This is a genomic window from Streptomyces sp. NPDC014870 (genome assembly GCF_043081505.1).
GTDB lineage: Bacteria > Actinomycetota > Actinomycetes > Streptomycetales > Streptomycetaceae > Streptomyces.
In genome coordinates this window covers 286,669-310,016 of the sequence record NZ_JBIBWQ010000011.1, presented here as the reverse complement: position 1 = coordinate 310,016, position 23,348 = coordinate 286,669, and the positions used below count along the sequence as shown (strand labels likewise).

Here is a 23,348-nt window from a genome sequence, read left to right as displayed (position 1 = left end):
GCCGCGGGGCGGAGGAGGGACACGGTCCGGATGAGCGCGTCGGCGTTTTCCCCGGGCCCGGGCCCCACGGGCCCGGACCCCACGGGCAGAGGATCTGGCACGGCCCTGGACAGCGGCGGCCTCCTCGACACACTCGGCGTAGCCGCCGTCGTACTCGACGCGACCGGTCGCATCGTCCTGTGGAGCCCCCACGCCGAAACCGTCTTCGGATATCGCGCCGCCGACGCACTGGGCCGCCCGGCCGCCCACCTCCTGGTCTCCGACCGTCACCGACACCATGTACAGACCCTCTTCGAGCACGTCATGGCCGGCGGCGGACCCTGGGCGGGGGTCTTCCCCGTACGCCACAGAGACGGACACACCCTCCTGGTCGAATTCCGCAACACCCGCCTCCAGGACGACGAGAACCGGCTCTACGCCCTCATGCTCGCCTCCGACCGCGACACCGTACGGCGCGTCGAACGCGACCTGTCCCTCTCCGCACACCTGGTCACCCACTCCCCCCTCGGGCTCGCCGTCCTCGACCCCCATCTGCGCTTCGTCCTCGTTAATCCCGCCCTGGAGCACATCGACGGCCGACCCGCCGGCGCCCACCTGGGCCGCACCCCGCGCCAGACCCTGGCCTCACCGGACATCGACACGCTCGAGCGGGCCCTTCGCGAGGTCCTGGCGACCGGGGAGTCCGTCCTGTCCCACACCCTGCGCGGGCCCGCCCGTCCCGACGGGCGAGCGCCGGTGTGGTCGGTGTCCCTCTACCGGCTGCAGACCCCCGGCCAGCTCGTCATCGGCGTCGCGGCCTCGATCGTCGACATCACCGACCAGTACCACGCCGCCCAGGCCGCGGCCCGCGCCAAGGGCCGCCTCACCGTCATCGCCAACGCCTCCGAACGCGTCGGCACCACCCTGGACCTCGACCTCACCGCCCGCGAACTCGCCGACCTGGTCGTCCCCGGCCTCGCCGACATCGCCGCCGTCGACGTCCTCGAAGACATCCTCACCGGCCCACGTCCCCGGGCGAAGACCGCCACCCCAGGGCCCGCGGTCTTCCGCGCCCTCGCCGTCAAGGCCGCCTACGCCACCCCCGCCCTGGAGGCGGCCGACCCCGTCGGCACGCCCGCCCGCTACGAGACGGAACGACTCGTCACCCACTGCGCACGCACCGGCCGGCCCGTCCTCGTCGCCCACGTCACGGAAAGCGACCTGCCCCGCATCGCCCGCGACGCCCCCGCCACAGCCCTTCTGCGCCACGCCGGCATCCACTCCTACCTCGCGGTCCCCCTCCGCGCCCGCGGCGCCGTACTCGGCGTCCTCGACCTCAAACGCACTCGCAACCCCGCCCCCTTCGACGACGACGACGTCCAGCTCGCCAGCGAACTCGCGGCCCGTGCGGCCGTCGCCATCGACAACGCCCGCTGGTACCGCCACCAGAGCCAGGCCGCCCTCGCCCTCCAACGCCACCTGCTCCCCCACAGCCCGCCCCACCTCCACCGTCTCGACGTGGCCTACCGCTACCAGCCGGCCTCCGCCGCCATCGAAGTCGGCGGCGACTGGTTCGACGCCATCCCCCTGCCCGACCGCACCACCGCCCTCGTCGTCGGCGACGTCATGGGCAGCGGCATCAACGCCGCCGCCACCATGGGGCAACTGCGCACCGCGGCCCGTACCCTCGCCCGCCTCGGGCTCCCGCCCGCCACCGTCCTGCACCACCTGGACCGCACCGCCACCGATCTCGACGACGCCATGGCCACCTGCGTGTACGCCGTGTACGACCCACACCGCCACCACTGCCGCCTCGCCGCCGCCGGCCACCCTCCGCCCGTCCACATACCCGCGGACCAGCCGCCCCGCCTCCTCGCCCTGCCCACCGGCGCGCCCCTCGGCGTCGGTGGCGTTCCCTTCGAAACCCAGGAGATCCCCTTCACCCCGGGCGACGAACTCCTGCTCTACACCGACGGGCTGGTCGAGACCCGTGACCAGGACATCGACGTCCGCCTGACCGCCCTGACCGACCTCCTCACCGCTTCCGGTCACCTCCCCCTGGAGGAGACCTGCGACCTGCTCCTCGGCTCGCTCAGACACCCCGGTGACCACGACGACGTCGCCCTGTTGATCGCCCGCGCCCGGACCGACAGACCGGCGAGCACAGCCACAGCGCACACGGCGAACCGAGCAACCCGGGACAGTGGGACGGAGGCGGCCCCGTGAACGACACCCGCCCGGCCGACGACAGCCTCCCGCCCTTCACCCACGACACCGCCGGCGCCGTGCTCGACACCGAAGGAAGAATCAGCGGCTGGACCCACGAGGCCCACGCGCTGCTCGGCCGTTCCGCCGAGGACGTCATCGGCCGCCCGGCCCGCACCCTGCTGGCCGACCCGGCGTCCTGGACCGCACTGGCCCAGGCGTACGCCCGCGGTCGACGGCGCGGCGAAGCGGTACTGCGCACGGGCCACGGCGAGGACCTGCCTGTCATCCTCCAGGCATTCCGCCTCCACAACGGCCCCGAGGACGCCCAGGCTCCCCACGTCCCCGACGAGACCGGCGAGACCGGCACCATGGCCGAGTGCCTCCTCCTGGCCGCCCCGGCCTCACTGGCGACCCGCTGGCACCAGGACCAGGCATTCGTCGCGGAGCTCTTCCTCCAGGACAGGGTCGGTTTCGCCGTCCTCGACCCCGAACTCCACCTCATGCGAACCAACACCCACCTACTGCCCTACACCGGAGTCCCCTCCGACCTGCAGGGCCGACGCCTCGCCGACTTCCTGTGGCCTCAGGACGCGGCGGCCGTCGAGGAACACCTGCGCCAGGTCCTGCGGACCGGCCGGCCACTCATCGGCACGGAGCAGATCCTGCGGACCGTCGAGGACCCCTCCGCGGGAGTGATCATCACCATCTCCGCCTTCCGGCTGCAGGCGCCCGACGGGCAGGTCCTCGGAGTCACCGCGCTGTTCACCGACGTCACCGAGCTCCGCCGCTCCAGCGAACGCCTCGCGCTGCTCCACCACGCCACGGCCTCGGTCGGCCGCTCACTCTCCGTCGCCGACACCGGCAGAGAACTCGCCGCCGCACTCGTACCCGGCCTCGGCGACATCGCGATCGTCGACATCGCCGACGCCGTATCACTCGGCGAGGAGCCCCTGCCCGACCGCGACGGCCGACTCCTGCTGCGCCGCACCGCCGTCGCCGGACACCCCGCCACCGGCAGCAGCCTCCCCGCACCCACGGCCGTCCTCACCACCGTGCCCACGACCGACCTCGCCTCACCCCACCCCGACACGGACACGGGCACCGGCACCGGCACCGGCACCGGCACCGAAAGCGACCACAGCGGCGGCGCCGACGCGCAGTCCGGCGGGCACCCGTTCACCTTGACGGCCCCGCTCCGCGCCCGCGGCACGGTCCTCGGCCGGGTCTCCGTCGGCCGCCGAGCCGAGCGCGGCCCCTATCAACCGGCCGAACAGGACCTCCTGCGCGAGATCACCGACCGCGCCGCTCTCGCTCTGGACAACGCCCGCCGCTTCACACGCGAACACCGAGCCGCCGTCGGACTCCAGCGCAGCATGCTGCCCCCCGCCCAGACCGACACCCCAGCGGCCACCACAGCCGGCGTCTACCTCCCCGCCGACACGGCCACGGGCGTCGGCGGCGACTGGTTCGACGTCATCCCCCTCTCCTCCGCACGCATCGCACTCGTCGTCGGGGACGTCGTCGGCCACGGCCTCGCGGCGGCCGCCACCATGGGCAGACTCCGCACCGCCGTACGCACCCTCGCCGACCTCGACCTCGAACCCGACGAACTCCTCACCCACCTCGACGACCTCGTCGCCCAACTGTCCGCCGAACCCGAGCAGACACCCGGCCAGTCCGCCGACCCTTCATCCGACGACGACCCCGACGGGGCGTGGCACGACCACCCCATCTCCTCCGCCACTGGCGCGACCTGCGCCTACGCCGTCTACGACCCCGTCACCCGCCGATGCGTCGTGGCGTCCGCCGGCCACCCCCCACCCGCGGTGACGGATCCGGAAGGGAACGTGTCCTACCTGCCGATCGACCCCGGACCACCGCTGGGAATCGGAGGCCTTCCCTTCGAGGCGACCGAGGTCGAGCTGGCCCCTGGCAGCGTCATCGCCCTCTACACCGACGGACTCATCGAATACGACCACGGCAACCTCGACACGGGCATGGCCGAACTCGCCAACCACCTGCGCCGACCCGGCACCCTCACACGCCCCCTGCGCGACGTCGGCCGCGACATCGTCACCGACCATCCCGCCCCCGGGCTCGGGGACGACCTCACCCTCCTCCTCGCCCGTACCCGAGCCATACCGGCCCACCACACGGCCGACCTCACCATCGAAGCCGACCCCGCAGCCGTGGCCACCGTCCGACAGGCCGCGACAACACACCTCCACACATGTGGACTCCAAGAGCTCGCCTTCACCACCGAACTCATCCTCAGCGAACTCGTCACCAACGCCATCCGCTACACCACCGGACCTGTCCACATACGACTCATCCACACCGACCGACTGATCTGCGAAGTGTCCGACCCCAGCGCCACTCACCCACGGATGCGCCGAGCACACCTCACCGACGAAGGGGGGCGCGGCCTCTACCTCGTCGCCCAACTCACCACCCGCTGGGGCAGTCGCTACGACCACCACGGCAAGACGATCTGGACCGAACAGGAACTGCCGCCGCCCGACGCCGGCTGACATGCGCTCAGCGGGGCGCCGTACCCCCGGACCCGCCCAGCCGTACGGCGAGGGCGGCGATGTCGTCGTCGAGGCGTCCCCTGCTGTGTCGGAGGAGGTCGCGGTGGAGGGCCCTGAGCAGGGCGCGGGGCGGTGTCGGGGGCTGTCGACGCATCCAGGCCGTCAGGGGGAAGAACTCGCCGTCGCGGGCCCGTGTCTCGACGATCCCGTCGGTGTAGAGGAGCAGCAGGTCGTCGGGGGCGACGTCGAAGGTGTCGACAGTGTAGTGGTCACCGATCAGCCCCGCGAGGCTGAGCAGGGGTGAGGGGTCGGTGGACTCGAGGGAACGGAGTTCGCCCCGGTTGAGGAGGAGGGGCGGAGGATGTCCGCAGTTGAGGATGCTGATCCGTCCGCCCTCGTGGGGGATCTCGACCAGGAGGGCGGTGGCGAAGCGCTCCATCGGCCCCTCAGGGGGGAAGGAGGCGTTGTAGCGGGTGCTGCTGGCGTCCATTCTGCGCGCCACGTCGACCATGTCGGCCTCACCGTAGGCCGCCTCCCGGAAGGCGTTGACGATCGCGGCGGCCGCCCCGACGGCCGGCAGGCCCTTGCCTCGGACGTCACCGATGAGGAGCCTGACCCCGTACGGCGTCTCGGCCACCTCGTAGAAGTCACCGCCGATGCGGGCCTCCGCGGCGGCTGCGAGGTACAGCGACTCGATCTCGACCCTGCCGAAGCGACGCGGCATGGGGCTCAGCACCACCTGTTGCGCCGCGTCGGCGACGAGCCGTACCTGGAAGAGCGTCCGCTCGCGCTGGAGCCGTACGTGGCTCCCGTACGCGGCGGCGACCGTGACCGCGATGATTCCCGCCGCGGTCCACCATGTCCCCAGGTCGGGGAAGACAAGGCTGAGACCGATCATCAGCAGCAGGCAGACGGTGCCGAGCAGGACGGTCGGCAGGACCGGCCACATGGAGGCGGCCAGGGCCGGTGCCGCCGGCAGGAGGCGGCTGAAGGCCATCTCCGGCGGGGTGGCGTACGCCAGGCTGGCGATCACGACGGTCAGGAAGACCGGCGACAGCCGCACGAACCACCCCCGGCCCAAGCGCCGACGGAGCCGCAACCGTCCAGACTCGCTCACAAGAGTCAGAATATCCACACAAAGGGGACGTAGCGCTCTGGTGAGCAGTGCCCCGCGCGCCTAACCGGGCCGAGCCCGACGCCCCACAGGCCGATCACTGAGCCGCGTAGGGACGGTCCGCACACCCCGCCCCTCGTGGACATGTGGGGCTCATGCGACGTGCGGGGTGCAGGAGGCGGCACCCGCCGTTCCGCGCCAAAGAGGGGTGCGTTCGAGTGGTGGTTGTTGGCCGGGCGCTGTCCTGTCCTCGGGTGGCGGGGCTTCTAGCATTCGACCACCCCCGCCCACACCGGTGGGGCGCCCCGGGAGGCCGCGCGCCCGCCTCCCCCGACACCAGCTCCTCGATCCACCGCAGCAGGTCCGTGACGGCCCGCCCGACTCCGTGGCGCGCCGCACCCCCCGGCCGGGCGAGCGGGACGCGTTCACGCGTCCGTCCGCGCCCGGTACCCGAAGCACCGGATGGGAGAAACCATGCGAGTCCCCCTGCTCGTGAGCGGAGCGGTCGCCGCTCTGTTCGCCTCGGCACTGCCCGCGCAGGCAGGTCCTGCGTCGATCACCGACCCGCCCCCTGACAAGATCGTCATCGACATCGCCACGGTCAACGGCTCCGGCTGTCCCCTGGGCACCGCCGCCATCGCCGTCTCCGAGGACAACACCGCCTTCACCGTCACCTACAGCCAGTACATCGCGCAGGCCGGCGGCAACTCCTCCCCCACCGCCGCCCGCCAGAACTGCCAGCTCAACCTGCTGGTCCACGTGCCCCAGGGCTTCACCTACGCCATCGCCAGCGCCGACTACCGCGGCTACGCCTCCCTGCGGCCCGGCGCGAGCGGCACCGAGAAGGCCTCGTACTACTTCCAGGGATCACCGAACACCGCGTCGCGGACCCACACCTTCCGAGGACCCTACGAGGACAACTGGCAGGCCACCGACACCACCGACTGGGCGCAGCTCGTCTGGGCCCCCTGCGGCGTGCAGCGGAACTTCAACATCAACACCGAGATCCGGGTGAACCCCGGCACCTCGAATCCGGCCCACACCAGCTACATGACCATGGACTCCACCGACGGCGACATCAGCACCGTCTACCACCTCGCGTGGAAGCCCTGCCCCACGAAGTAGCTGACACCCCGGCGCCCCGGACGGACATTCCTTCTGTTCGTCCGGGGCGCCTCTCTGCGCCGACCGCTCCTGACGGGCCGTCCGCCGGACATTGGGCGTGCGCGAAGGGTTGCACCCTTCGGGGGATCGTTCAACAATCCTCTACAGCACGCGAGTTACCGAGCGACAGTTCCAGGTTCCCGGCGGTCACCGGAGAAGAGGGGCAAGGTCATGGGAGATGCGCGAGAGGGCGTCCGATTCGGTGTGTGGGCCGTCGGTGGGGTCCTCGGGCTTGCGGTCGTCTATGTGATCGGTGTGTTCGTGTTCGGGGGCGCCGGGTGGATCACCGCACCGTTCCGCGGTGAGCTCGAGGAACGGGAGGACACGGTCGGGTCCGGCGCGTTCCGTCTGACGACCTACGAGGAGTTCTTCGGGCTGTGCGAGGCCGTACAGAACGCCGAGGGGACGATCCAGGTCCTCCAGCAGGAGCGGGGCACGGCGTCGACCGCGCGCAAGAGCCAGATCGACCAGTCGGTCACCGCCCTGCGGGCCTCCCGCCTCGAGTCGGTCAACGAGTACAACTCCAAGGCCGCCCAAGAGCATCGCGCCCCGTTCCTCGACAGGAACCTGCCCCCTCGGCTCGACGCCGGCGCCGAGAAGACGACCTGCACGGCCACCCACTGACCTCGGGAAACCGACACCGGGAAGGAGACCACCACCATGCACAGGATCGCGCGCGCCGCCGCGGCCGCGTTCTCGGCGCTCGCCCTCGGGCTCGGACTCGCCGCCTGCTCCGACTCCAGTCAGGACAGGGAGACCAAGGCCAAGCAGGACGGCTACAACCACCTCGTGGCGCAGCAGCCGGCGGGCCACATGGAGTACTCGCCGACGCGTGAGGCGATCAACCAGTGGGTCAAGACCTGGGGCAAGCGGGGCAAGCTGTCGTACGTCTACATCCAGAACGCCAGGGGCGAGTACGGGTACTTCGTCATGAAGGGCCTGCCCGTTCCGCGCTGCAAGATGCTCACACCGACCGAGCGGCTCGAGGACACCAATGAGGGCAAGGCGGTGCTGCCGCAGCCCGGGATGGACGGTACGTACTCGACGGGTTCCACCTGCAACGCGTACTACGGATTCGATGCCACCACCGGCGTGTACATGGAGTTCACGGTCGGTACGAACCAGTCGTTCTTCCTCTTCGACCAGCCCATGACGATGCCGGAGTACGCCAGCGCCACACAGCTCGGCCCGACCTCGGTGAAGGACGTCCCGAAGAAGCCCTGAGCGTCGCCTTCCCCCTCGCCCGCCAGGACGAGGGGGAAGGCGAGCTGTGCTGCGATCAGTGGCGTCGGAGCAGGGCGCAGACGAAGTCCTCCTGGATCGCGCGGACCTTGGCGAGGAGTTCCGGCTTGATGGTCTTGCTGGTCTGGGTGTTGATCGAGAAGGTGATCGACCGCTTGCCGTCCGCCGTGCCGGCCGCGAACTGGGTGTAGCCGGGGAAGTTGCCGGTGTGGCCGTAGACCGTGCCGCACCGTGTCTGGTAGCGGAAGATGGCCAGTCCGCCGGCGTTGACGCCGGGTCCGGCCGGCTCCGAGGCGGCGCCGGGGAGGAAGGTCCGCTGCTCGCCGCGGGTCTTCCTGGACAGGAAGCCGGGGCCGCCGGACCAGGCGCGGATGAAGGCGTTGAGGTCGTTCGGTGTCGAGATGATGCCGCCGGAGGCCCAGACGCCCGACGCGCTGAGGACCTCGCTGATGTCTTCCGGCGGGGCGGGCGGCGTCACGTCGTAGCCGTGCAGGTACGGCCTGGGCATGCGGTAGCCCTGGGGCAGGCTGGTGCGCCGCAGGTCGAGGGGCCGGTACACGAGCTTGTCGAGCAGCCGCTCGTAGCGCTCGCCCGTGACCGCCTCCGCCATCAGAGCGACGGCGATGTTGTCGGAGTTCGAGTACTCGTACCGCGATCCTGGCGGGAAATTGAGGTCCTGACCTGCGACGAAGTCGAGCAGCCGGCGGGAGTCGAAGTGGTGCCGGGGGTCCTCCTGCAGGATTTCGACGAACGCCGGGGCCGTCGAGAAGTCGGGCAGCCCGCTGGTGTGGTTGAGCAGCTGGCGCAGCGTCACCTGGTGCCAGGCAGTGGGCTGCGAGGGCAGGAGTTCGCCGATCGTGTCGTCGAGGCGCAGTTTGCCGCGGTCCACCAGGCGCAGGGCGACCGCTCCGCTGAAGGCCTTGGCGACGCTCGCGATCCGCATGTGGTCGGTGGCACGGGGCGGTCGGCCGGTCTCTGTGTCGCCGACACCCGCACGGTAGACCGCCGTCCGGTCGTCCCGGCGCAGCACGGCAATCACTCCGGGCGGGCCTCCGGCCGTACGGACGAGGTCGTCCAGCTGCTTCTGCAGGGCGCTGTCCGGGTGTGGCGGCGGCGTGCCCGTGGCCTGCGCGTGCGCGGGCTGGACCAGGGCGGCGACTGCGGACGCGGCCAGGGCGGCCGCCGACAGGCGCCGTCGTACGTGCGAGCGTGATCGGTCTCGAGCATGTGCCGGCACGGGGGCTCCTTCACGGCGATGCCGGGTGGTCATGCACCCGGTCGGGGGGTCCGACCCAGCATCGGACGAGCCGTCGCGGCGTGCCCGCCCGATGGTCCATACGGCGCAGCCTCCCGCCCCGCCGCGGTGGCTTCGGTGGGCCCGCGGGGACGGGGCTCGGGTACCGGAGCCGAGATCGATTGTCAGTGGTGGGTGAGACCGTGAGGACATCAAGCCGCTGCACGGGGAGCTGCCATGTCGGGAAGTCAGAACTACATCAATCACGTCGCTCTGGTGCTGGACGCCAGTTCGTCCATGTCACACCTGAGCCGTAAGGTCGTCGAGGTCGCCGACCAGCAGATCGCCTACCTCGCCCGGCGGTCCAGGGAGCTGGAGCAGGAGACCCGCGTCACGGTCTACGTCTTCGCGGACACGGTCGACTGTGTCATCTACGACAAGGACGTGCTGCGGATGCCGTCCCTGAAGCAGCTCTACCGAGCCGGTGGGATGACGGCTCTGCTGGCGGCGGCCCTGAAGTCGCAGCGAGAGCTGGCACAGACCGCCCAGCTGTACGGCGACCACAGCTTCCTCACCTTCGTCCTGACCGACGGCCAGGAGAACGCGAGCCACCGCAGCCCGGGCGTTCCCTCCAAGGATCCGCGCGAGCTGGTCAGGGCCGTGTCCGAGATGATCGGTACGCAGGAGGACAACTGGACGCTGGCCGTCCTCGTGCCCGACCAGATGGGCAAGCGCGAGGCCATGCAGTGCGGGTTCCCCAAGGAGAACATCGCGATCTGGGACGCCACGAGCACTCAGGGTCTCGAGGAGGCCGGGCAGGTCATCCGGGAGGCCACCGAGAAGTTCATGGTGGGCCGGGCCAAGGGCATCCGGGGATCTCGGGCGGTGTTCTCCACGGGCGCGGACGCCGTCAACAAGGAGACCATCAAGGCGGCCGGCCTGACGCCGGTGAAGCCGTCGGCGTACCAGCTGATCCCGGTGGCACGGGACGCGGGTATCCGTGAGTGGGTCGTCGAATGCGGGCACACCTATCGCACGGGCGGTGCGTTCTATCAGTTGAGCAAGCCGGAGAAGGTCCAGGCGGGGAAGCAGATAGCCGTGCTGGAGAAGAAGACGGACCGGGTCTACACGGGGCCGCAGGCACGGGCGCTGCTCGGCCTGCCGAACACCGAGGTACGCGTCAAGCCGGACCACAACGACGACTTCACCATCTTCGTGCAGAGCACGAGCGTCAACCGGAAGCTCGTGGCCCGGACGCGGCTCCTGCTGATGATCTGACAGCCGGGCACGGTCCGCCCGTCCCCCGTCCATACAGAGACCGAGCCGGACGGGCGGACGGGCGGGTCAGGACAGTGAATCCTGCTCGAAGTGCCGTACGCGAAGGGGTTCGAGCAGATACTCGTCCTCACCCGGCAGAACCACCGGCTGCTCACGCCACTTCTCGCCGGCGTAGTGGACCAAGTCCTCCTCACCGCGCCAACGGCTCACGTACAGAAGTGAGTGGGGCGGCGCGAGCAGCACCTCGTGGTCCACCAGACCCGGATACCGGTCGGGAAACTCCCGCACCGCCGAAACGATCATGTCCCGGAACGCGTCGAAGCGTTCAGGACGCACACGCGCCTCACTCACCCTCACAATCATGACCGTCAGAGTGTCATACGGTCCTACGGGATGTCCTGCTCTCCGGCCCTCCCGCCCCGCCCCGCCCCGCCCCGAGATCAGGGTTCCGCTGTCACCTCCCACCTCCCACCTCCCACCTCACCCGGGCTTGGCCAGAAGTTGTCCATCGATGACCTGGGACGTACTGGGTCCGGCCTCCGGCCACGACGACAATGACCGCGTGTCGCACCACGCACCCCATACACTCCCCCGCTCCGTCCGACGGCTCCGGTCCGGGGCCTGAGAGAGACTCACGTGTACCTTCGAGAAATCTGGCGGTTCCCCGTCAAGTCCATGCGCGGGGAACAGCTCAAGAGCGTCGAGCTGACGGACAACGGTCTCACCGGCGATCGCCACATCCATGTCCGGGACTCCCGCGGTCTGCTGACCGCCCGGGTGCGCTCCCGGCTGCTCGGCCTGTCGGCGACCACGGCGGCGGACGGCAGTGTGCTCGTCGACGGGCACCCGTGGGACAGCCCCGAGGCGGGCGAGCTGGTTCGCGGCGCGGCCGGTCCCGACGCGGAGGCGGTGTACTACACCGGCAGGGAGCGTTTCGACGTCCTCAACCTGACGGTCATCACCGACGGGGCCGCCGACGCCCTCGGTCACGACCCGCGCCGGCTGCGGTCCAACCTGGTCATCGGCGGCGTACCCGGCCTCGCCGAGCGCGACTGGCCCGGCCGTACGCTGCGCATGGGCGACGCCGTCATCGGTGTGCTGAAGCTGCGCTCCCGCTGTGTCATGACGACGGTCGATCCCGACACGGGCGAACGTGACCACACCGTCCTGCGCGACATCCACCGGTTGTACGACGGCACCTTCGCGCTGGACTGCTGGGTGGCGTCCCCCGGCACCGTCACCCAGGGCGACGAAGTCCGCCTGACCGACGAGGAGTGGCCGGAGCCGGTGCGCGGCGGCTGGATCGTCGGGGCGCCCTACGTCGTGGCCTGAGGTTTCTTCAGGCAGCGGGGTTCCCGTCGTCACCTCCGGCGGGCGTTGAGCCTGGCCGCCTGGCGTGTGAGGTGGTCGCGCTCGGCGAGGTTGGAGGCCTTGTGGGCCGCCTCGGCGTAGAGCCGTGCCGCCGTCGCCAGGTCGCCGGCCCGCTCGTGGAGGTAGGCCGCCACCGCGGCGTGGCGGGGCAGGGAGGTGTCCAGTGCGGCGAGCGCCGCAAGGCCGGGGCGCGGTCCGTCGGCTTCGCCGACGGCGACGGCCCGGTTGAGCCGGACCACCGGGTTGTCGGTCAGCAGCGCGAGCTCGTCGTACCACTCGACGATCTGCACCCAGTCGGTCTCCTCGGCGGTGGGCGCGTCGGCGTGCAGGGCCGCGATGGCCGCCTGGGCCTGGAACTCGCCCAGGCGGTCGCGGGCCAGGGCCGCCTGGAGGATCACGACGCCCTCGGCGATCAGCGCTGTGTCCCACCGGCCGCGGTCCTGTTCGGCGAGCGGCACCAGGCTGCCGTCGGGTGCGGTCCTGGCGGCGCGCCGGGCGTGGTGGAGGAGCATGAGAGCGAGCAGGCCGGCCACCTCGGGGTGGTCGATGCGGGCCGCGAGCTGCCGGGTGAGGCGGATGGCCTCGGCGGCCAGGTCGACGTCGCCGGAGTATCCCTCGTTGAAGACCAGGTAGAGGACGCGCAGCACGGTGGCGACGTCGCCGGGCCGGTCGAGGCGCACGCCGGAGACGGTGCGCTTGGCCCGGCTGATGCGCTGCGCCATGGTCGCTTCGGGTACGAGATAGGCCTCGGCGATCTGGCGGGTGGTCAGCCCACCGACGGCGCGCAGGGTGAGGGCGACCGCCGACGCCGGGGTGAGCGAGGGGTGCGCGCAGAGGAAGTAGAGCTGGAGGGTGTCGTCCACCGCGGGCGTCGGCCCGGGTCGCGGTTCCTCCTCGACGCGGTCCTCGCGCCGGCGGCGGGCCGTGTCGGCGCGCGTCGCGTCGAGGAACTTGCGCCAGGCCACGGTGACCAGCCAGCCCTTCGGATCACGCGGAGGATCGGCCGGCCAGACGCGGAGCGCCTCCACCAGGGCGTCCTGAACGGCGTCCTCGGCCGCCGCGAAATCTGCTCCGCGGCGGACGAGGACGGTGAGCACGCTCGGTGTGAGGCTCCTGAGCAGGAGCTCGTCCATCGGTGAGGTCACTCCGTGATGGTGGGCGGCGCGGCCAGGAACGGGCGCACCTCCAGCCACTCGTGGATCGGCTTGCCGCCCGCGCCGGGGGCGGCCGACAGTTCCCCGGCCAGCTCGACAGCGCGCTCGTAGCTGTCGACGTCGATGATCATCCAGCCTGCGATGAGGTCCTTGGTCTCCGCGAACGGTCCGTCGGTGACCGGCGGGCGCCCCTCGCCGTCGTAGCGGACCCACGCTCCGTCCGGCGCGAGCGCCTGGCCGTCGACGTACTCGCCGGTCTTCTCCAGGCGGGCGGCGAAGTCGTTCATGTACTCCACGTGTGCGGTGATCTCCGCCGGGCTCCACTGGTCCATCGGCACGTCGTTGACCGCCGCCGGGGCGCCGCGGTAGTGCTTCAGCAGCAGGTACTTCGCCATGGTGGTTCTCCTTGGTGTGCGTGCGGCCCATTGTGGTCGCGTTCACACCGGGGACGGAGCCGGACTCGGGTTCTCGACATGACCGTCCGACTTTTCTCGGGTTTTCCTCAGGCGGTCGCGGACGCGGCCGGAGCGATGACCCTCTTCGCGCCGATCAGGACGCGGTAGCGCGGCCGTGTCGCGAATTCGGCCAGCTTCCAGACCACCGGATGACCCACCTCCGCGCTGAGATGGAGGACCTCGTCCGGACCGGCCGCGATGCCGACGTGGGCGCCGTACGGGTCCGCTGTCGCGTTGAAAAGGAGCAGGTCGAGGGGGAGCGGGGTCGGCACGTGGACCGTGGCCGTGGTGTCGTGCCACAGGTCGCTGGAGCGCAGGGGCGGCACGGGCAGCCCGAAGTGGCCGAGGACCTCGTAGGCGAACAGTTGGCAGTTGGCGCCTGCCGCGAGGCCGGGCCGGTCGGTCACCGCCGTCGATCCGGGGAAGCGCGCACCGACGTGCGGGACGGTCCAGAAGTCGGTCGGCAGCCGGGAGAGGAAGGATTCCATGGCCGCATCATGGCGCGGTCGGCGGCCCGTCGTGCGCAGGTCGTGCGCCGGTCCGGTCCCGGTGGTCTCCTTCGTACGCGCATAGGATCGCCGGCATGGCGCTGCGACCTGTGCAGGTGAACATCAAGGCTCGTGACCCCTTGGCGGTCGGGCGGTTCTGGGCGGAGGCGCTGGGGTGGGCCGCGTACAGCCCCGGGGTGACGACGTACGTCGGGCCCGCCGGGGGTCTCGTATGGCCCGATCCGGTCGTCGTCGGTATCGATGTCGTTCCCGTGCCCGAGCCCAAGGGCGCGGTGAAGAATCGGGTCCATCTCGATCTCGCCACCACCTCCGCGGCCCATCAGACCGAGTTGGTCGCGCGTCTCATGGGACTCGGCGCGACGCCCGTCGACATCGGCCAGGGGACGGTGCCGTGGACGGTGCTCGCCGATCCCGAGGGCAACGAGTTCTGTGTGCTGGAGCCTAGGGAGGTCTACGAGGACACCGGGCCGATCGCGGCCGTGGTGGTCGACTGCGCGGATCCGCGGGCCATGGCCCGGTTCTGGGGTGAGGCGGTCGACTGGGAGGTGCGTGAGGTCACGGACGGGGGCGCCACGCTGCGGTCCGCCCAGGGGGCCGGCCGCCCGTTCCTCGAGTTTCTCCGCACTCCCGGCGGGAAGACCGTGCCGGACCGGGTCCATCTCGACCTGCTGCCGTATCCCGGTGACAACGGGGCGGCGGAGGTGGACCGGCTGCGGGCGCTCGGTGCCACCGACCTCGACATCGGCCAGGGCGACGTGCCGTGGACGTGTCTGGCCGATCCGGAGGGTCACGAGTTCTGCGTCCTCGCCCTGCCCTGACGCGCCCGGGCGGAGGCCGCCCCTCCGGACGACCCGTGCGAGCGTGGTGGGGAAGGTGGTCCCGTGGGAGCCGGATAACCTCCGTGCATGCGTCGTGACCTCTTTCGTTCCGTGGTTGTCCTGGGCTCGTGTGTGGCTCTGAGTTGTCTGAGCGGTGCCCATGTCGGCGGCGCTCGGTCGAACGGCGCCGGGGACGTCGTGCGGGAGGACTTCTCCTCCGGTGGGGTGCCCGGGCAGTGGCGGGTGGTCGGCGGCGCGTGGCGGGTCACGGAGGGGCGGCTGGTCGGCGATGCCGGGCCGGGGAAGGGTCTGGTGACCTTCGGGGCCGGCTCGGCCGACTTCCGGTTCGAGGCCCGGGCCCGAATCGAGCGGGAGGACGGCGCGAAGGGCTGGTTCGGGTTGGGCGTCGACGTACCCGCTTCCGGGCGCGAGCCGGGGTCCGTCGGGGTCGTGCGGGTCGGCGCCGACGGTGTCTCGTTCGGGGAGGAAGGCGGGGCGGCGGCGCCCGTTCCGTTCGTACGGGCCGCGGACGGGGAGGTCCGCGTACGGGTCGAGGCTCGGGGGCCGCGGGCGGTGTGGTTCCTCGACGATCGCCAGGTCTTGGTGACCGGCCGTTCCGGGGCCGGTGGTGGGGTCGCGCTCGCGGTGGGGGGCGGGACCGTGTCGTTCGACGACGTGCGGGTCACCCGGGTGAGCGCGTCCGCGTTCCAGCGTGCGGCCGCGGCCCCGATGACGGTCGTGGCGCACCGGGGGGCGTCCGCGGTCGCCCCTGAGAACACCCTGCTCGCCCAGGAGGTGGGGCGGCGTTCCGGCGCGGTGTTCATCGAGAACGACGTTCGCCTGAGTCGTGACCGCGTGCCCTTTCTGATGCACGACCCGACCGTGGACCGCACGACCGACGGCGTGGGAAGGGTCTCCGAGCTGACTGCCGCGCAGCTTCGTGGGCTCGACGCGGGGTCCTGGCGCGCGCCGGTCTACGCCGGAGCACGGGTTCCCACGCTCGCCGAGCAGTTGGCCGATCTACGGACCCGCGGTGGCAGCCTGCTCCTGGAGATCAAGCAGGCCGACAGCGTCGAGGACGTCGCCGCGGTGATCGACGTCGTGAAGGCGGAGCAGATGACCGGTCGGGTCGTGGTCCAGAGCTTCGACCCGCGGCATCTGCGCTGGGTGCGCGCGCTGGCCCCCGAGGTTCCGCTCGGTCTGCTGCGCGACAAGCTGGACGCCGACCCGGTGGCCGTGAGCCGGGAGTTGGGTCTTTCGCTGTACAACCCCAGTGGCGTGGCCCTGGAGGCCCGGCCCGGCGTCGTGGACGAACTGCACGCCGCGGGCCTCGGCGTGTGGGTGTGGACGGTGGACACGGCCGAGCGGTGGGACCGGTACGACGGCTACGGCGTGGACGGGGTCATCACCAACCGGGCCGGGGAGTTCTCCGGGTGGCTCAGTGGGCGGGGCTCGTCGGGCCGGTAGGTGCCGGAGGTGACGTCAGCGCCGCCAGTTCCGCGTTCGCGCGTGCGGTCACCTGGCGGAGGACGCGACCGGCGGCGAGCAGGTCTTCGGTGGGGATGTCGGCCCAGATGCGGGCGGAGATCGGGGCGGTCTGCGCGGCCACGGTGGCGAGCAGTTCGCGTCCGTCGTCCGTGGGGCGCAGGTGCGGGCCGTCGACGACGAGCAGGCCCTGGGCGAGAAGTTCGTCGAGGGTGGCGCGGGTGTCGGCCGGGGTGGACTTGACCGAGGCGACGACCTGGGCGACCAGGGCCTCGGGGGTCTGCGGCGCGTCGGCGGTGACGGCGGCGCGCAGGGCGATCTGCTGCGGGAACGTGACGCCGTGCAGGGCCAGGACGTGCTCCAGGACGCCGCGAGCGGCGTAGTGGGCCAGGCCGAGGGCGCGGGCGTCCGCGGCGGTACCGGCGGTCGGGGTGGCGGTGGATGCCGTGGTGGTCATGGTGCGTGCCTCTCCGGGTTCTCGTCGTTCGGTGGGGCCTTCGGTACGGGTGGCGCGAGCGGTGCGTCGAGCAGGGCCGTGAGCTCGGCTGTGAACGTGTGGGTCCTGGGGGCGTCGAGCCCGCCGAGCGGTTCGAGCAGGATCTGCAGCAGGTCCTGGACCAGGACGATGGCCTTCTGTGCGACGGTCCGGCCGTCCTCGGTGAGGGCGAGCTGGACGGCGCGCGGGTCGCGGGGGTCGCGGGCGCGCTCGATCAGACCGGCCGACTCCAGGGCGCGCGCCAGCTTCGAGACGTACAGCGCCTCCAGGCCGGTGTGGTCGGCGAGTCGGCGCTGGCTTGGCCGTTCGCCGGTGCGCTGCATGCCGTACAGCGAGGCGACGAGCACGTACTGCGCGTGGGTGAGGCCCAGCGGAGCCAGTGCGCGGTCGACCGCGACGCGCCATTTGTTGGCGAGCCGCCATACCAGGAAGCCGGGCGTGGGACCCGGTGATGCCTTGCTCATGCCAGATACAGTACATGGCCACTATCGCCATGGCTACTATTTTCGGGCGGTCGGACCGCTCACCCGGACGGGCCCCTCCGGGCGCCGCCACGGCACGTCTGTGGGAAAGGTGGGCGGGACGACCCTGCGCATAAAGGCCTCGGTGGCCGGTTAGACGTGGAGCATGACGACGGACAACGTGAGTGGTGGGCGTACGCATAGCGGCAGAGGGTCCCGGCTGTGGGCGCGAGGGGCCGTGCTCGCGGTTCTGGCCGCCGTCGCCGTGGTGCTGGTGGCGTTCGGCGAAGGCGGGGCGGCAGTCCTGGTCAGCGGGCTCGCGGGGCTCGTCGTCTCCGCCGTGGGCGTCTGGTGGCTGGTGGCCCGGCGCGGGCCGCTGCGGTGGCTCGGAGCGCTCCTCATGGTCGGCGCGCCCGTCGGCCTGCTCCTGTTCTACGTGCACAGCGGGCTCTGGGTGATCGCTCTCGTCGTCCTCGCCCTGTGGCTGGTGGCCCTGGGCTGCGGGCGGATGGCACTGCGGCCCTCGCACCAGGCCGGCCAGCTCGTGCGCGCCGAGCCCCGGCCGACTCCCCGCCGCCCTGTGATCCTGATGAACCCCAACTCCGGCGGCGGCAAGGTCGGCCGGTTCGAACTCGTCGAGCGGGCCGAGCGGCTCGGGGCGCGCGTGATCGTCCTCGACCCCTCCGGCAGCGACCAGGTCCTCGACCTGGCCCGCCGGGCCGTCTCCGAGGGGGCCGACCTGCTGGGCGTCGCCGGTGGCGACGGTACGCAGGCGGAGGTCGCCGCGGTCGCCGTCCAGCACGATCTGCCGTTCCTCGTCGTCCCCGCGGGCACCCGGAACCACTTCGCCATGGACCTGGGGCTCGACCGTGACGATCCCTCTGTCAGCCTGAGCGCCCTCACCGACGGCGAGGAGCTCCGGGTCGATCTCGGGGACGTCAACGGGCGGGCGTTCGTCAACACCGTGTCGTTCGGGGTGTACGCGCAGGTGGTACAGCGCCCCGAGTACCGCGACGCCAAGGCCGAGACGGCGCTCGACGCCATGCCCGACCTCCTCCACGAGAGCGGGCCACGCCTCGACGCCACCGTCGACGGGACCTTCCTTCCGTCCCAGCAGGCGCTGCTCGTCAGCAACAACCCCTACACGCGGCCCGACCCGTTCACCGGCCGCCGCCTCCGGCTCGACCGGGGCGAACTCGGTGTCATCGGTGTCCGCGTCGAGGGTGCGGCCGGGGCCGCCGACCTCGCGCTGCGCGGGTCGGGGTCGGACAGCCTGCACGTCATGACCGCGCACCGGGTCGACGTGACAGGGGGCGGCGGCGACACCGTGCCGGTCGCCGTCGACGGCGAGGCGCTCACGCTGCCGACGCCCGTGACCTGCACCATCCGCCCGCACGCACTGCGCGTACGGGTGCCTCGCGACCGCCCGGGAGCGCCACCCGCCGCGCCCGCCGTCGACTGGCGGCGCATCGTCACGCTGGCCTTCCGAGAGAGGGCCGGGCGATGACGAACACTCCGCACGAGGACGAGCCCGGCGGGATCGCAGCCGTCCTCAGCGACCTCCGGGCGGTCGACGGCGCCCTCTACGCCGCCGTCGCCGCGACGCCCACGCCCACCCTCGACCGTGGCCTGCGGAGGCTGTCACACGCGGCCGACCATTCCAAGATCTCCTTCGGCGTGGCCGCCGCGCTGGCCCTCTTCCCGGGCCGGCCCCGGCGCGCCGCCGCCCTGGGCGTCGGCGCGATCGCGATGGCCTCGGCCACCGCGAACCTGCTCGGCAAGCGTCTCGTGCGCCGGCCCCGGCCGGACCGGGAAGCGGCGCGGGTGATCGTGGACCGTCACGTAACGATGCCCACCTCCGCCTCCTTCCCCTCCGGGCACACGGCCTCCGCCGTCGCCTTCGCCACGACCGTGAGCGCCGTCCTGCCGCCGGCCGCGCTGCCCCTCACCGCGCTGGCCTGCGCCGTCGGGTACTCCCGCATCCACACCGGCGTGCACTATCCGGGCGACGTCCTGGCCGGGGCCGTCCTCGGAGCCACGTCCGCCACCGCTGTCCTCGCCCTGGCCGGGGTACGGGCGACCCGATCGGCCTCATGACCATGACCCAAGCACTTTGCATGGTCATGCGTTCTGATGCATACTCTTTCTATGTCTAAGGTCCTCACCTCCCTTCCTTCCGGCGAGCGCGTCGGAATCGCCTTCTCCGGCGGACTCGACACCTCGGTCGCGGTCGCGTGGATGCGCGACAAGGGCGCCGTCCCGTGCACCTACACTGCCGACATCGGCCAGTACGACGAGCCCGACATCGCCTCCGTGCCCGGTCGCGCCAAGACGTACGGCGCCGAGATCGCCCGGCTGGTCGACTGCCGCGCCGCGCTGGTCGAGGAGGGCCTGGCCGCGCTCACCTGCGGGGCGTTCCACATCCGCTCGGGCGGTCGCGCGTACTTCAACACCACGCCGCTCGGCCGCGCCGTCACGGGCACGCTCCTGGTGCGGGCGATGCTGGAGGACGACGTCCAGATCTGGGGCGACGGATCGACGTTCAAGGGCAACGACATCGAGCGGTTCTACCGGTACGGGCTGCTCGCCAACCCGCACCTGCGGATCTACAAGCCCTGGCTCGACGCGGACTTCGTGACCGAGCTCGGCGGCCGTACCGAGATGTCCGAGTGGCTGCTCGCCCACGGCCTGCCCTACCGGGACAGCACCGAGAAGGCCTACTCCACCGACGCCAACATCTGGGGCGCCACCCACGAGGCGAAGATCCTGGAGCACCTCGACACGGGCGTGGAGACCGTGCAGCCGATCATGGGTGTGCGGTTCTGGGACCCGTCGGTCGAGATCGCCACGGAGGACGTGACGATCGGGTTCGACCAGGGCCGTCCTGTGACCATCAACGGCAAGGAGTTCCCCTCCCCCGTCGCCCTCGTGATGGAGGCGAACGCCATCGGCGGGCGCCACGGCATGGGCATGTCCGACCAGATCGAGAACCGGATCATCGAGGCGAAGAGCCGCGGGATCTACGAGGCGCCCGGCATGGCGCTGCTGCACGCGGCGTACGAGCGTCTTGTCAACGCCATCCACAACGAGGACACGCTCGCCCAGTACCACAGCGAGGGCCGCAGGCTCGGCCGGCTGATGTACGAGGGCCGCTGGCTCGACCCGCAGGCGCTGATGATCCGCGAGTCGCTGCAGCGCTGGGTCGGCGCGGCCGTCACAGGTGAGGTGACCCTGCGGCTGCGGCGCGGCGAGGACTACTCGATCCTCGACACCACGGGCCCGGCGTTCAGTTACCACCCGGACAAGCTGTCGATGGAGCGCACCGAGGACTCCGCGTTCGGTCCGGTCGACCGGATCGGTCAGCTGACGATGCGCAACCTCGACATCGCCGACTCGCGGGCCAAGCTGGAGCAGTACGCGGACCTCGGCCTCATCGGCACCGCCAACCCGGCGATCGGCGCGGCCCAGGCCGCCGCGACCGGGCTGATCGGCACGATGCCGCACGGCGGCGCCGAGGCGATCGCCTCGCGTGGCGAGGTCTCGGCCGAGGACGAGCTGCTCGACCGCGCCGCGATGGAGTCCGGCACCGACTGAGCGGACACGCCTCCGGGGCATCGTCGACGGGCGCTGCCGTCGGCACCGATCGGTGCCGACGGCGGCGCCCTCGGCGCGTCAGGCCCGTTTTCGGCGGAGCGCCCGCAGCCGGCGGCGCGGCGGCTGGTCCGGTAGCCAGCCGAAGGCGAGCGAGCTGCCGACGAGGCCGAGGAGCATGCCGATGAAGAAGCCGCCGAGGTTCGAGGTGACCCAGGTGGCGAGCGAGGCCAGGACGCCGACGATCGCGTAGAAGAGGCGCTGGCGCGGGTTGAGGACGATGAGCGCCCCGCAGACGATCATGATGACCGGGAGCACGTAGCCGGCCAGGCTGTCCGCCCCCGCCGTGAGGATCACGGTGACGCTCGCCCGTTGGGTGAGGAGGATCTCGACGCCGCCGAGCAGGACCATCAGGCCCGGGGCGAACGGGCGGCGGTGTCGCCATCGGGCGAAGGCCCGCCAGGGACGACGACCGCCGTCGGTGGCCGGCGGTGCCATGGTCAGCAGCCCTCCGACGCGAAGCTCATATGCAGGTCGGGCAGGGTGAAACGGGTCGCCGTGGTGGCGTAGTTCTTCTGGTACACGTCGGTGATCGTGACCGTATCGGCCTGCTGGCCGAAGGAGCCGAGCGGCCCCTTGATCGGGGGCTTGTCGAAGGTGCTGGCGTCGCCGCCGATCTCGATGTTGTCGAACGCGGCGACCTTGCCGGAGATCTCCGTGGAGTCCGTGGTCAGGCCGGCGGCCTTGACGGGGGTTCCCCTGTTGCCGGCCGTGATGCGCAGGTGGGTGCCGCCGAGTTCCACGCTCTGGCAGAGGTTGGTGAGCTCGGCCTGGCGGATGGCGGTGACGATGACCAGGACCTGACCGCCGGTGTCCCCGGCGTTGGGGCTGCCCTCGGGCATGGTGTCCATCCCCCCGAACTGGCCGAAGCCGGTGCCCTTGAGGGTGTCGGCCTTGACGGTGAACGGCATGCCGGAGATCGCGAACTGGGCGGCGAGCGCGCCCTGGGCGGTCAGCACCACGAGGGTGCCGGCGATCGCGCAGGCGGGGAGGGCCATCAGTCCCGCGCGGCGGAAGCGGACGCGGCCTCTGCGGCCGGGCTGCTCGGTCGCGGGTGAGGCCGCCTCGGATAAGGAGGAGGTGGGGGTGGGCTCTTCGGACGGTGCCATGAGGCGCTCCTGACAGGCGTGAGGAATCAGACCTTGTGGCGGCGGTGTCCTGGCGCGGACGGCGGTGTGCGGGTCTCCCCTGCCCGCCCGGGTCTTCCTCGCGTACTCGTGCGGAGGCGGCCGCGTGGCAGGGAACCGCCTGGACCGTAGACCCGTCGTTACCGCCCAGTCAACTAGCGTGCGAAACAAGGGCGTTGATCGATCGGATCGTGGCCGCACAGGGACGCCCCAGGGGCTGCTCGGGGACTGCTCAGGGGCTGTCCAAGGGCTGGCTCAAGGGCGGCTCAGTCGGTGCTCAGGGGGTGCTCACGGCGCCCTGAACGGGGACACCACGACATGGACGAGCGTGTCGAGCAGGAGAGGGAGGCGGTCCGTCCGGTCCTCGTCCACCGCTCGGTGGACCGCCGCGTGGACGGCGCCGACGACGGTGTCCACGAGCTCCTCGCGCGCCACTCCCGGCGGCGCGGGCGGGGCCTGCACGAAGAACCGGCGGAAACTGGCCAGAAGTTCGGCGCGGGCGCAGCGCCCCGCGGGGCCCGCCGACTCGATCTCCACCACCATCCGCGCGAACGCGGGGGTCTGCGCGAGGAGGGCCAGCATCGTCCGCAGCCCCGCCCGCACGGCCGACGGCCACGACTCCGCTCCGCCCGCCTCCGCGTAGGCCCGTTCCATGGCCCGTACGACCAGCTGCGTACCGCTCCGGTACGCGGCGAGGACCGCGTCCTCCTTGCCCGTGAACAGGGCGTAGAACACCGGGCGGGTCACTCCGGCGGCCCGGCAGATGTCGCTGATCCGGGCACCGCCGTAGCCGTGCGCCGCGACCATCCGGGCCACCCCGTCGAGCAGCCGCTCGCGCTGCCGCGAAGCGACCTGCTCCGGGGTCAGCCGACGGGGGCCGGGGCGCAGGGAACGCTCCGGGTCGCGGCCCGTGCGGGCGCCGGGCAGCGCCTGCCACTCCTCGGTCGGACGAGCGCCCATCACCGGCCACATCCCCTCGGGGCTGTTGACGTCACATACTCGACAGGTTTACAACCCTGATGGGTTTTCCTCTCGTGTGTGCGGTCGGCGACGGGCCCGGATTCCGCACCC

General features: G+C 71.6%; 23 protein-coding genes. 12 read left to right on the top strand and 11 right to left on the bottom strand.

The window, feature by feature from the left end:
• The first annotated feature begins 30 nt into the window (after positions 1-30).
• Both ACF09C_RS30020 and ACF09C_RS30015 read left to right on the top strand, forming a co-directional pair.
• Complete coding sequence (locus tag ACF09C_RS30020) at positions 31-2,205, top strand: SpoIIE family protein phosphatase (protein WP_392095996.1); 2,175 nt, start codon at positions 31-33, stop codon at positions 2,203-2,205.
• Positions 2,202-4,718, top strand: a complete 2,517-nt coding sequence (locus ACF09C_RS30015) for a SpoIIE family protein phosphatase (protein ID WP_392095995.1) — start codon at positions 2,202-2,204, stop codon at positions 4,716-4,718. The genes ACF09C_RS30020 and ACF09C_RS30015 overlap by 4 nt, the downstream gene beginning before the upstream one ends.
• 7 nt (positions 4,719-4,725) lie before the next feature.
• Here the strand turns inward: ACF09C_RS30015 and ACF09C_RS30010 are convergent, their stop codons facing one another.
• On the bottom strand, positions 4,726-5,835 hold the full coding sequence (locus ACF09C_RS30010; RefSeq protein WP_392095993.1) for a PP2C family protein-serine/threonine phosphatase: 1,110 nt from the start codon (positions 5,833-5,835) through the stop codon (positions 4,726-4,728).
• A gap of 471 nt (positions 5,836-6,306) precedes the next feature.
• Between ACF09C_RS30010 and ACF09C_RS30005 the strand changes: the two genes are divergently transcribed.
• From ACF09C_RS30005 to ACF09C_RS29995, 3 genes are all read left to right on the top strand, one after another.
• Entirely contained in the window at positions 6,307-6,957 is a 651-nt protein-coding gene (locus ACF09C_RS30005; RefSeq protein WP_392095991.1) for a DUF4360 domain-containing protein, read from the top strand.
• Positions 6,958-7,167: 210 nt separating this feature from the next.
• A complete protein-coding gene (locus tag ACF09C_RS30000) occupies positions 7,168-7,620 on the top strand; it encodes a hypothetical protein (protein ID WP_392095989.1) in 453 nt (150 codons plus the stop codon).
• A gap of 36 nt (positions 7,621-7,656) precedes the next feature.
• Positions 7,657-8,220, top strand: a complete 564-nt coding sequence (locus tag ACF09C_RS29995; RefSeq protein ID WP_392095987.1) for a hypothetical protein — start codon at positions 7,657-7,659, stop codon at positions 8,218-8,220.
• Positions 8,221-8,275: 55 nt separating this feature from the next.
• On the opposite strand, the gene ACF09C_RS29990 is transcribed toward ACF09C_RS29995, so the two are convergent.
• Positions 8,276-9,508, bottom strand: a complete 1,233-nt coding sequence (locus tag ACF09C_RS29990) for a serine hydrolase domain-containing protein (RefSeq protein ID WP_392095986.1) — start codon at positions 9,506-9,508, stop codon at positions 8,276-8,278.
• Positions 9,509-9,709: 201 nt separating this feature from the next.
• Here ACF09C_RS29990 and ACF09C_RS29985 point away from each other — a divergent pair, with 201 nt between their 5' ends.
• Positions 9,710-10,750 (top strand): VWA domain-containing protein, encoded by a 1,041-nt coding sequence (locus ACF09C_RS29985; protein ID WP_392095985.1) that lies wholly within the window; start codon positions 9,710-9,712, stop codon positions 10,748-10,750.
• Positions 10,751-10,816: 66 nt separating this feature from the next.
• Here ACF09C_RS29985 and ACF09C_RS29980 read toward each other — a convergent pair whose 3' ends face one another.
• Entirely contained in the window at positions 10,817-11,113 is a 297-nt protein-coding gene (locus ACF09C_RS29980; RefSeq protein WP_392095983.1) for an antibiotic biosynthesis monooxygenase, read from the bottom strand.
• Positions 11,114-11,386: 273 nt separating this feature from the next.
• On the opposite strand from ACF09C_RS29980, the gene ACF09C_RS29975 reads away from it, so the two are divergent.
• The gene (locus ACF09C_RS29975; RefSeq protein ID WP_392095982.1) at positions 11,387-12,082 is read left to right on the top strand and encodes an MOSC domain-containing protein; all 696 of its coding nucleotides are present in this window, start codon (positions 11,387-11,389) and stop codon (positions 12,080-12,082) included.
• Positions 12,083-12,111: 29 nt separating this feature from the next.
• Here ACF09C_RS29975 and ACF09C_RS29970 read toward each other — a convergent pair whose 3' ends face one another.
• The 3 genes from ACF09C_RS29970 to ACF09C_RS29960 form a co-directional block, all read right to left on the bottom strand.
• Positions 12,112-13,254, bottom strand: a complete 1,143-nt coding sequence (locus tag ACF09C_RS29970; RefSeq protein WP_392096071.1) for an RNA polymerase sigma factor — start codon at positions 13,252-13,254, stop codon at positions 12,112-12,114.
• An 8-nt stretch (positions 13,255-13,262) separates the two neighbouring features.
• Positions 13,263-13,670, bottom strand: a complete 408-nt coding sequence (locus tag ACF09C_RS29965; protein ID WP_392095980.1) for a YciI family protein — start codon at positions 13,668-13,670, stop codon at positions 13,263-13,265.
• Positions 13,671-13,777: 107 nt separating this feature from the next.
• Complete coding sequence (locus ACF09C_RS29960; protein ID WP_392095978.1) at positions 13,778-14,218, bottom strand: hydrolase; 441 nt, start codon at positions 14,216-14,218, stop codon at positions 13,778-13,780.
• A gap of 95 nt (positions 14,219-14,313) precedes the next feature.
• Between ACF09C_RS29960 and ACF09C_RS29955 the strand changes: the two genes are divergently transcribed.
• On the top strand, positions 14,314-15,057 hold the full coding sequence (locus ACF09C_RS29955) for a VOC family protein (RefSeq protein ID WP_392095976.1): 744 nt from the start codon (positions 14,314-14,316) through the stop codon (positions 15,055-15,057).
• Positions 15,058-15,144: 87 nt separating this feature from the next.
• Positions 15,145-16,524 (top strand): glycerophosphodiester phosphodiesterase, encoded by a 1,380-nt coding sequence (locus tag ACF09C_RS29950; protein ID WP_392095974.1) that lies wholly within the window; start codon positions 15,145-15,147, stop codon positions 16,522-16,524.
• Here ACF09C_RS29950 and ACF09C_RS29945 read toward each other — a convergent pair.
• Together ACF09C_RS29945 and ACF09C_RS29940 are read right to left on the bottom strand one after the other, a co-directional pair.
• Complete coding sequence (locus ACF09C_RS29945) at positions 16,496-16,999, bottom strand: MarR family transcriptional regulator (RefSeq protein WP_392095972.1); 504 nt, start codon at positions 16,997-16,999, stop codon at positions 16,496-16,498. The genes ACF09C_RS29950 and ACF09C_RS29945 overlap by 29 nt on opposite strands.
• On the bottom strand, positions 16,996-17,502 hold the full coding sequence (locus ACF09C_RS29940; RefSeq protein ID WP_392095970.1) for a MarR family winged helix-turn-helix transcriptional regulator: 507 nt from the start codon (positions 17,500-17,502) through the stop codon (positions 16,996-16,998). The genes ACF09C_RS29945 and ACF09C_RS29940 overlap by 4 nt, the downstream gene beginning before the upstream one ends.
• A gap of 235 nt (positions 17,503-17,737) precedes the next feature.
• On the opposite strand from ACF09C_RS29940, the gene ACF09C_RS29935 reads away from it, so the two are divergent.
• The 3 genes from ACF09C_RS29935 to argG are packed head-to-tail and all read left to right on the top strand — an operon-like array spanning position 17,738 to position 21,093.
• Complete coding sequence (locus tag ACF09C_RS29935; protein WP_392095969.1) at positions 17,738-19,006, top strand: diacylglycerol kinase family protein; 1,269 nt, start codon at positions 17,738-17,740, stop codon at positions 19,004-19,006.
• Entirely contained in the window at positions 19,003-19,596 is a 594-nt protein-coding gene (locus ACF09C_RS29930) for a phosphatase PAP2 family protein (RefSeq protein ID WP_392095967.1), read from the top strand. The genes ACF09C_RS29935 and ACF09C_RS29930 overlap by 4 nt, the downstream gene beginning before the upstream one ends.
• Before the next feature lie 51 nt (positions 19,597-19,647).
• Positions 19,648-21,093 carry an argininosuccinate synthase gene (argG, locus tag ACF09C_RS29925; protein WP_362413424.1) on the top strand — a complete coding sequence of 482 codons (1,446 nt, stop codon included), beginning with the start codon at positions 19,648-19,650 and terminating at the stop codon, positions 21,091-21,093.
• Between the two features lie 78 nt (positions 21,094-21,171).
• Here the strand turns inward: argG and ACF09C_RS29920 are convergent, their stop codons facing one another.
• The 3 genes from ACF09C_RS29920 to ACF09C_RS29910 all read right to left on the bottom strand — a co-directional run bounded on the left by ACF09C_RS29920 (position 21,172) and on the right by ACF09C_RS29910 (position 23,237).
• Complete coding sequence (locus tag ACF09C_RS29920; protein WP_392095965.1) at positions 21,172-21,588, bottom strand: DUF6114 domain-containing protein; 417 nt, start codon at positions 21,586-21,588, stop codon at positions 21,172-21,174.
• A gap of 2 nt (positions 21,589-21,590) precedes the next feature.
• Positions 21,591-22,259 carry a DUF6230 family protein gene (locus ACF09C_RS29915; protein ID WP_392095964.1) on the bottom strand — a complete coding sequence of 223 codons (669 nt, stop codon included), beginning with the start codon at positions 22,257-22,259 and terminating at the stop codon, positions 21,591-21,593.
• A gap of 306 nt (positions 22,260-22,565) precedes the next feature.
• On the bottom strand, positions 22,566-23,237 hold the full coding sequence (locus tag ACF09C_RS29910; protein WP_392095962.1) for a TetR/AcrR family transcriptional regulator: 672 nt from the start codon (positions 23,235-23,237) through the stop codon (positions 22,566-22,568).
• Between the last annotated feature and the right edge of the window lie 111 nt (positions 23,238-23,348).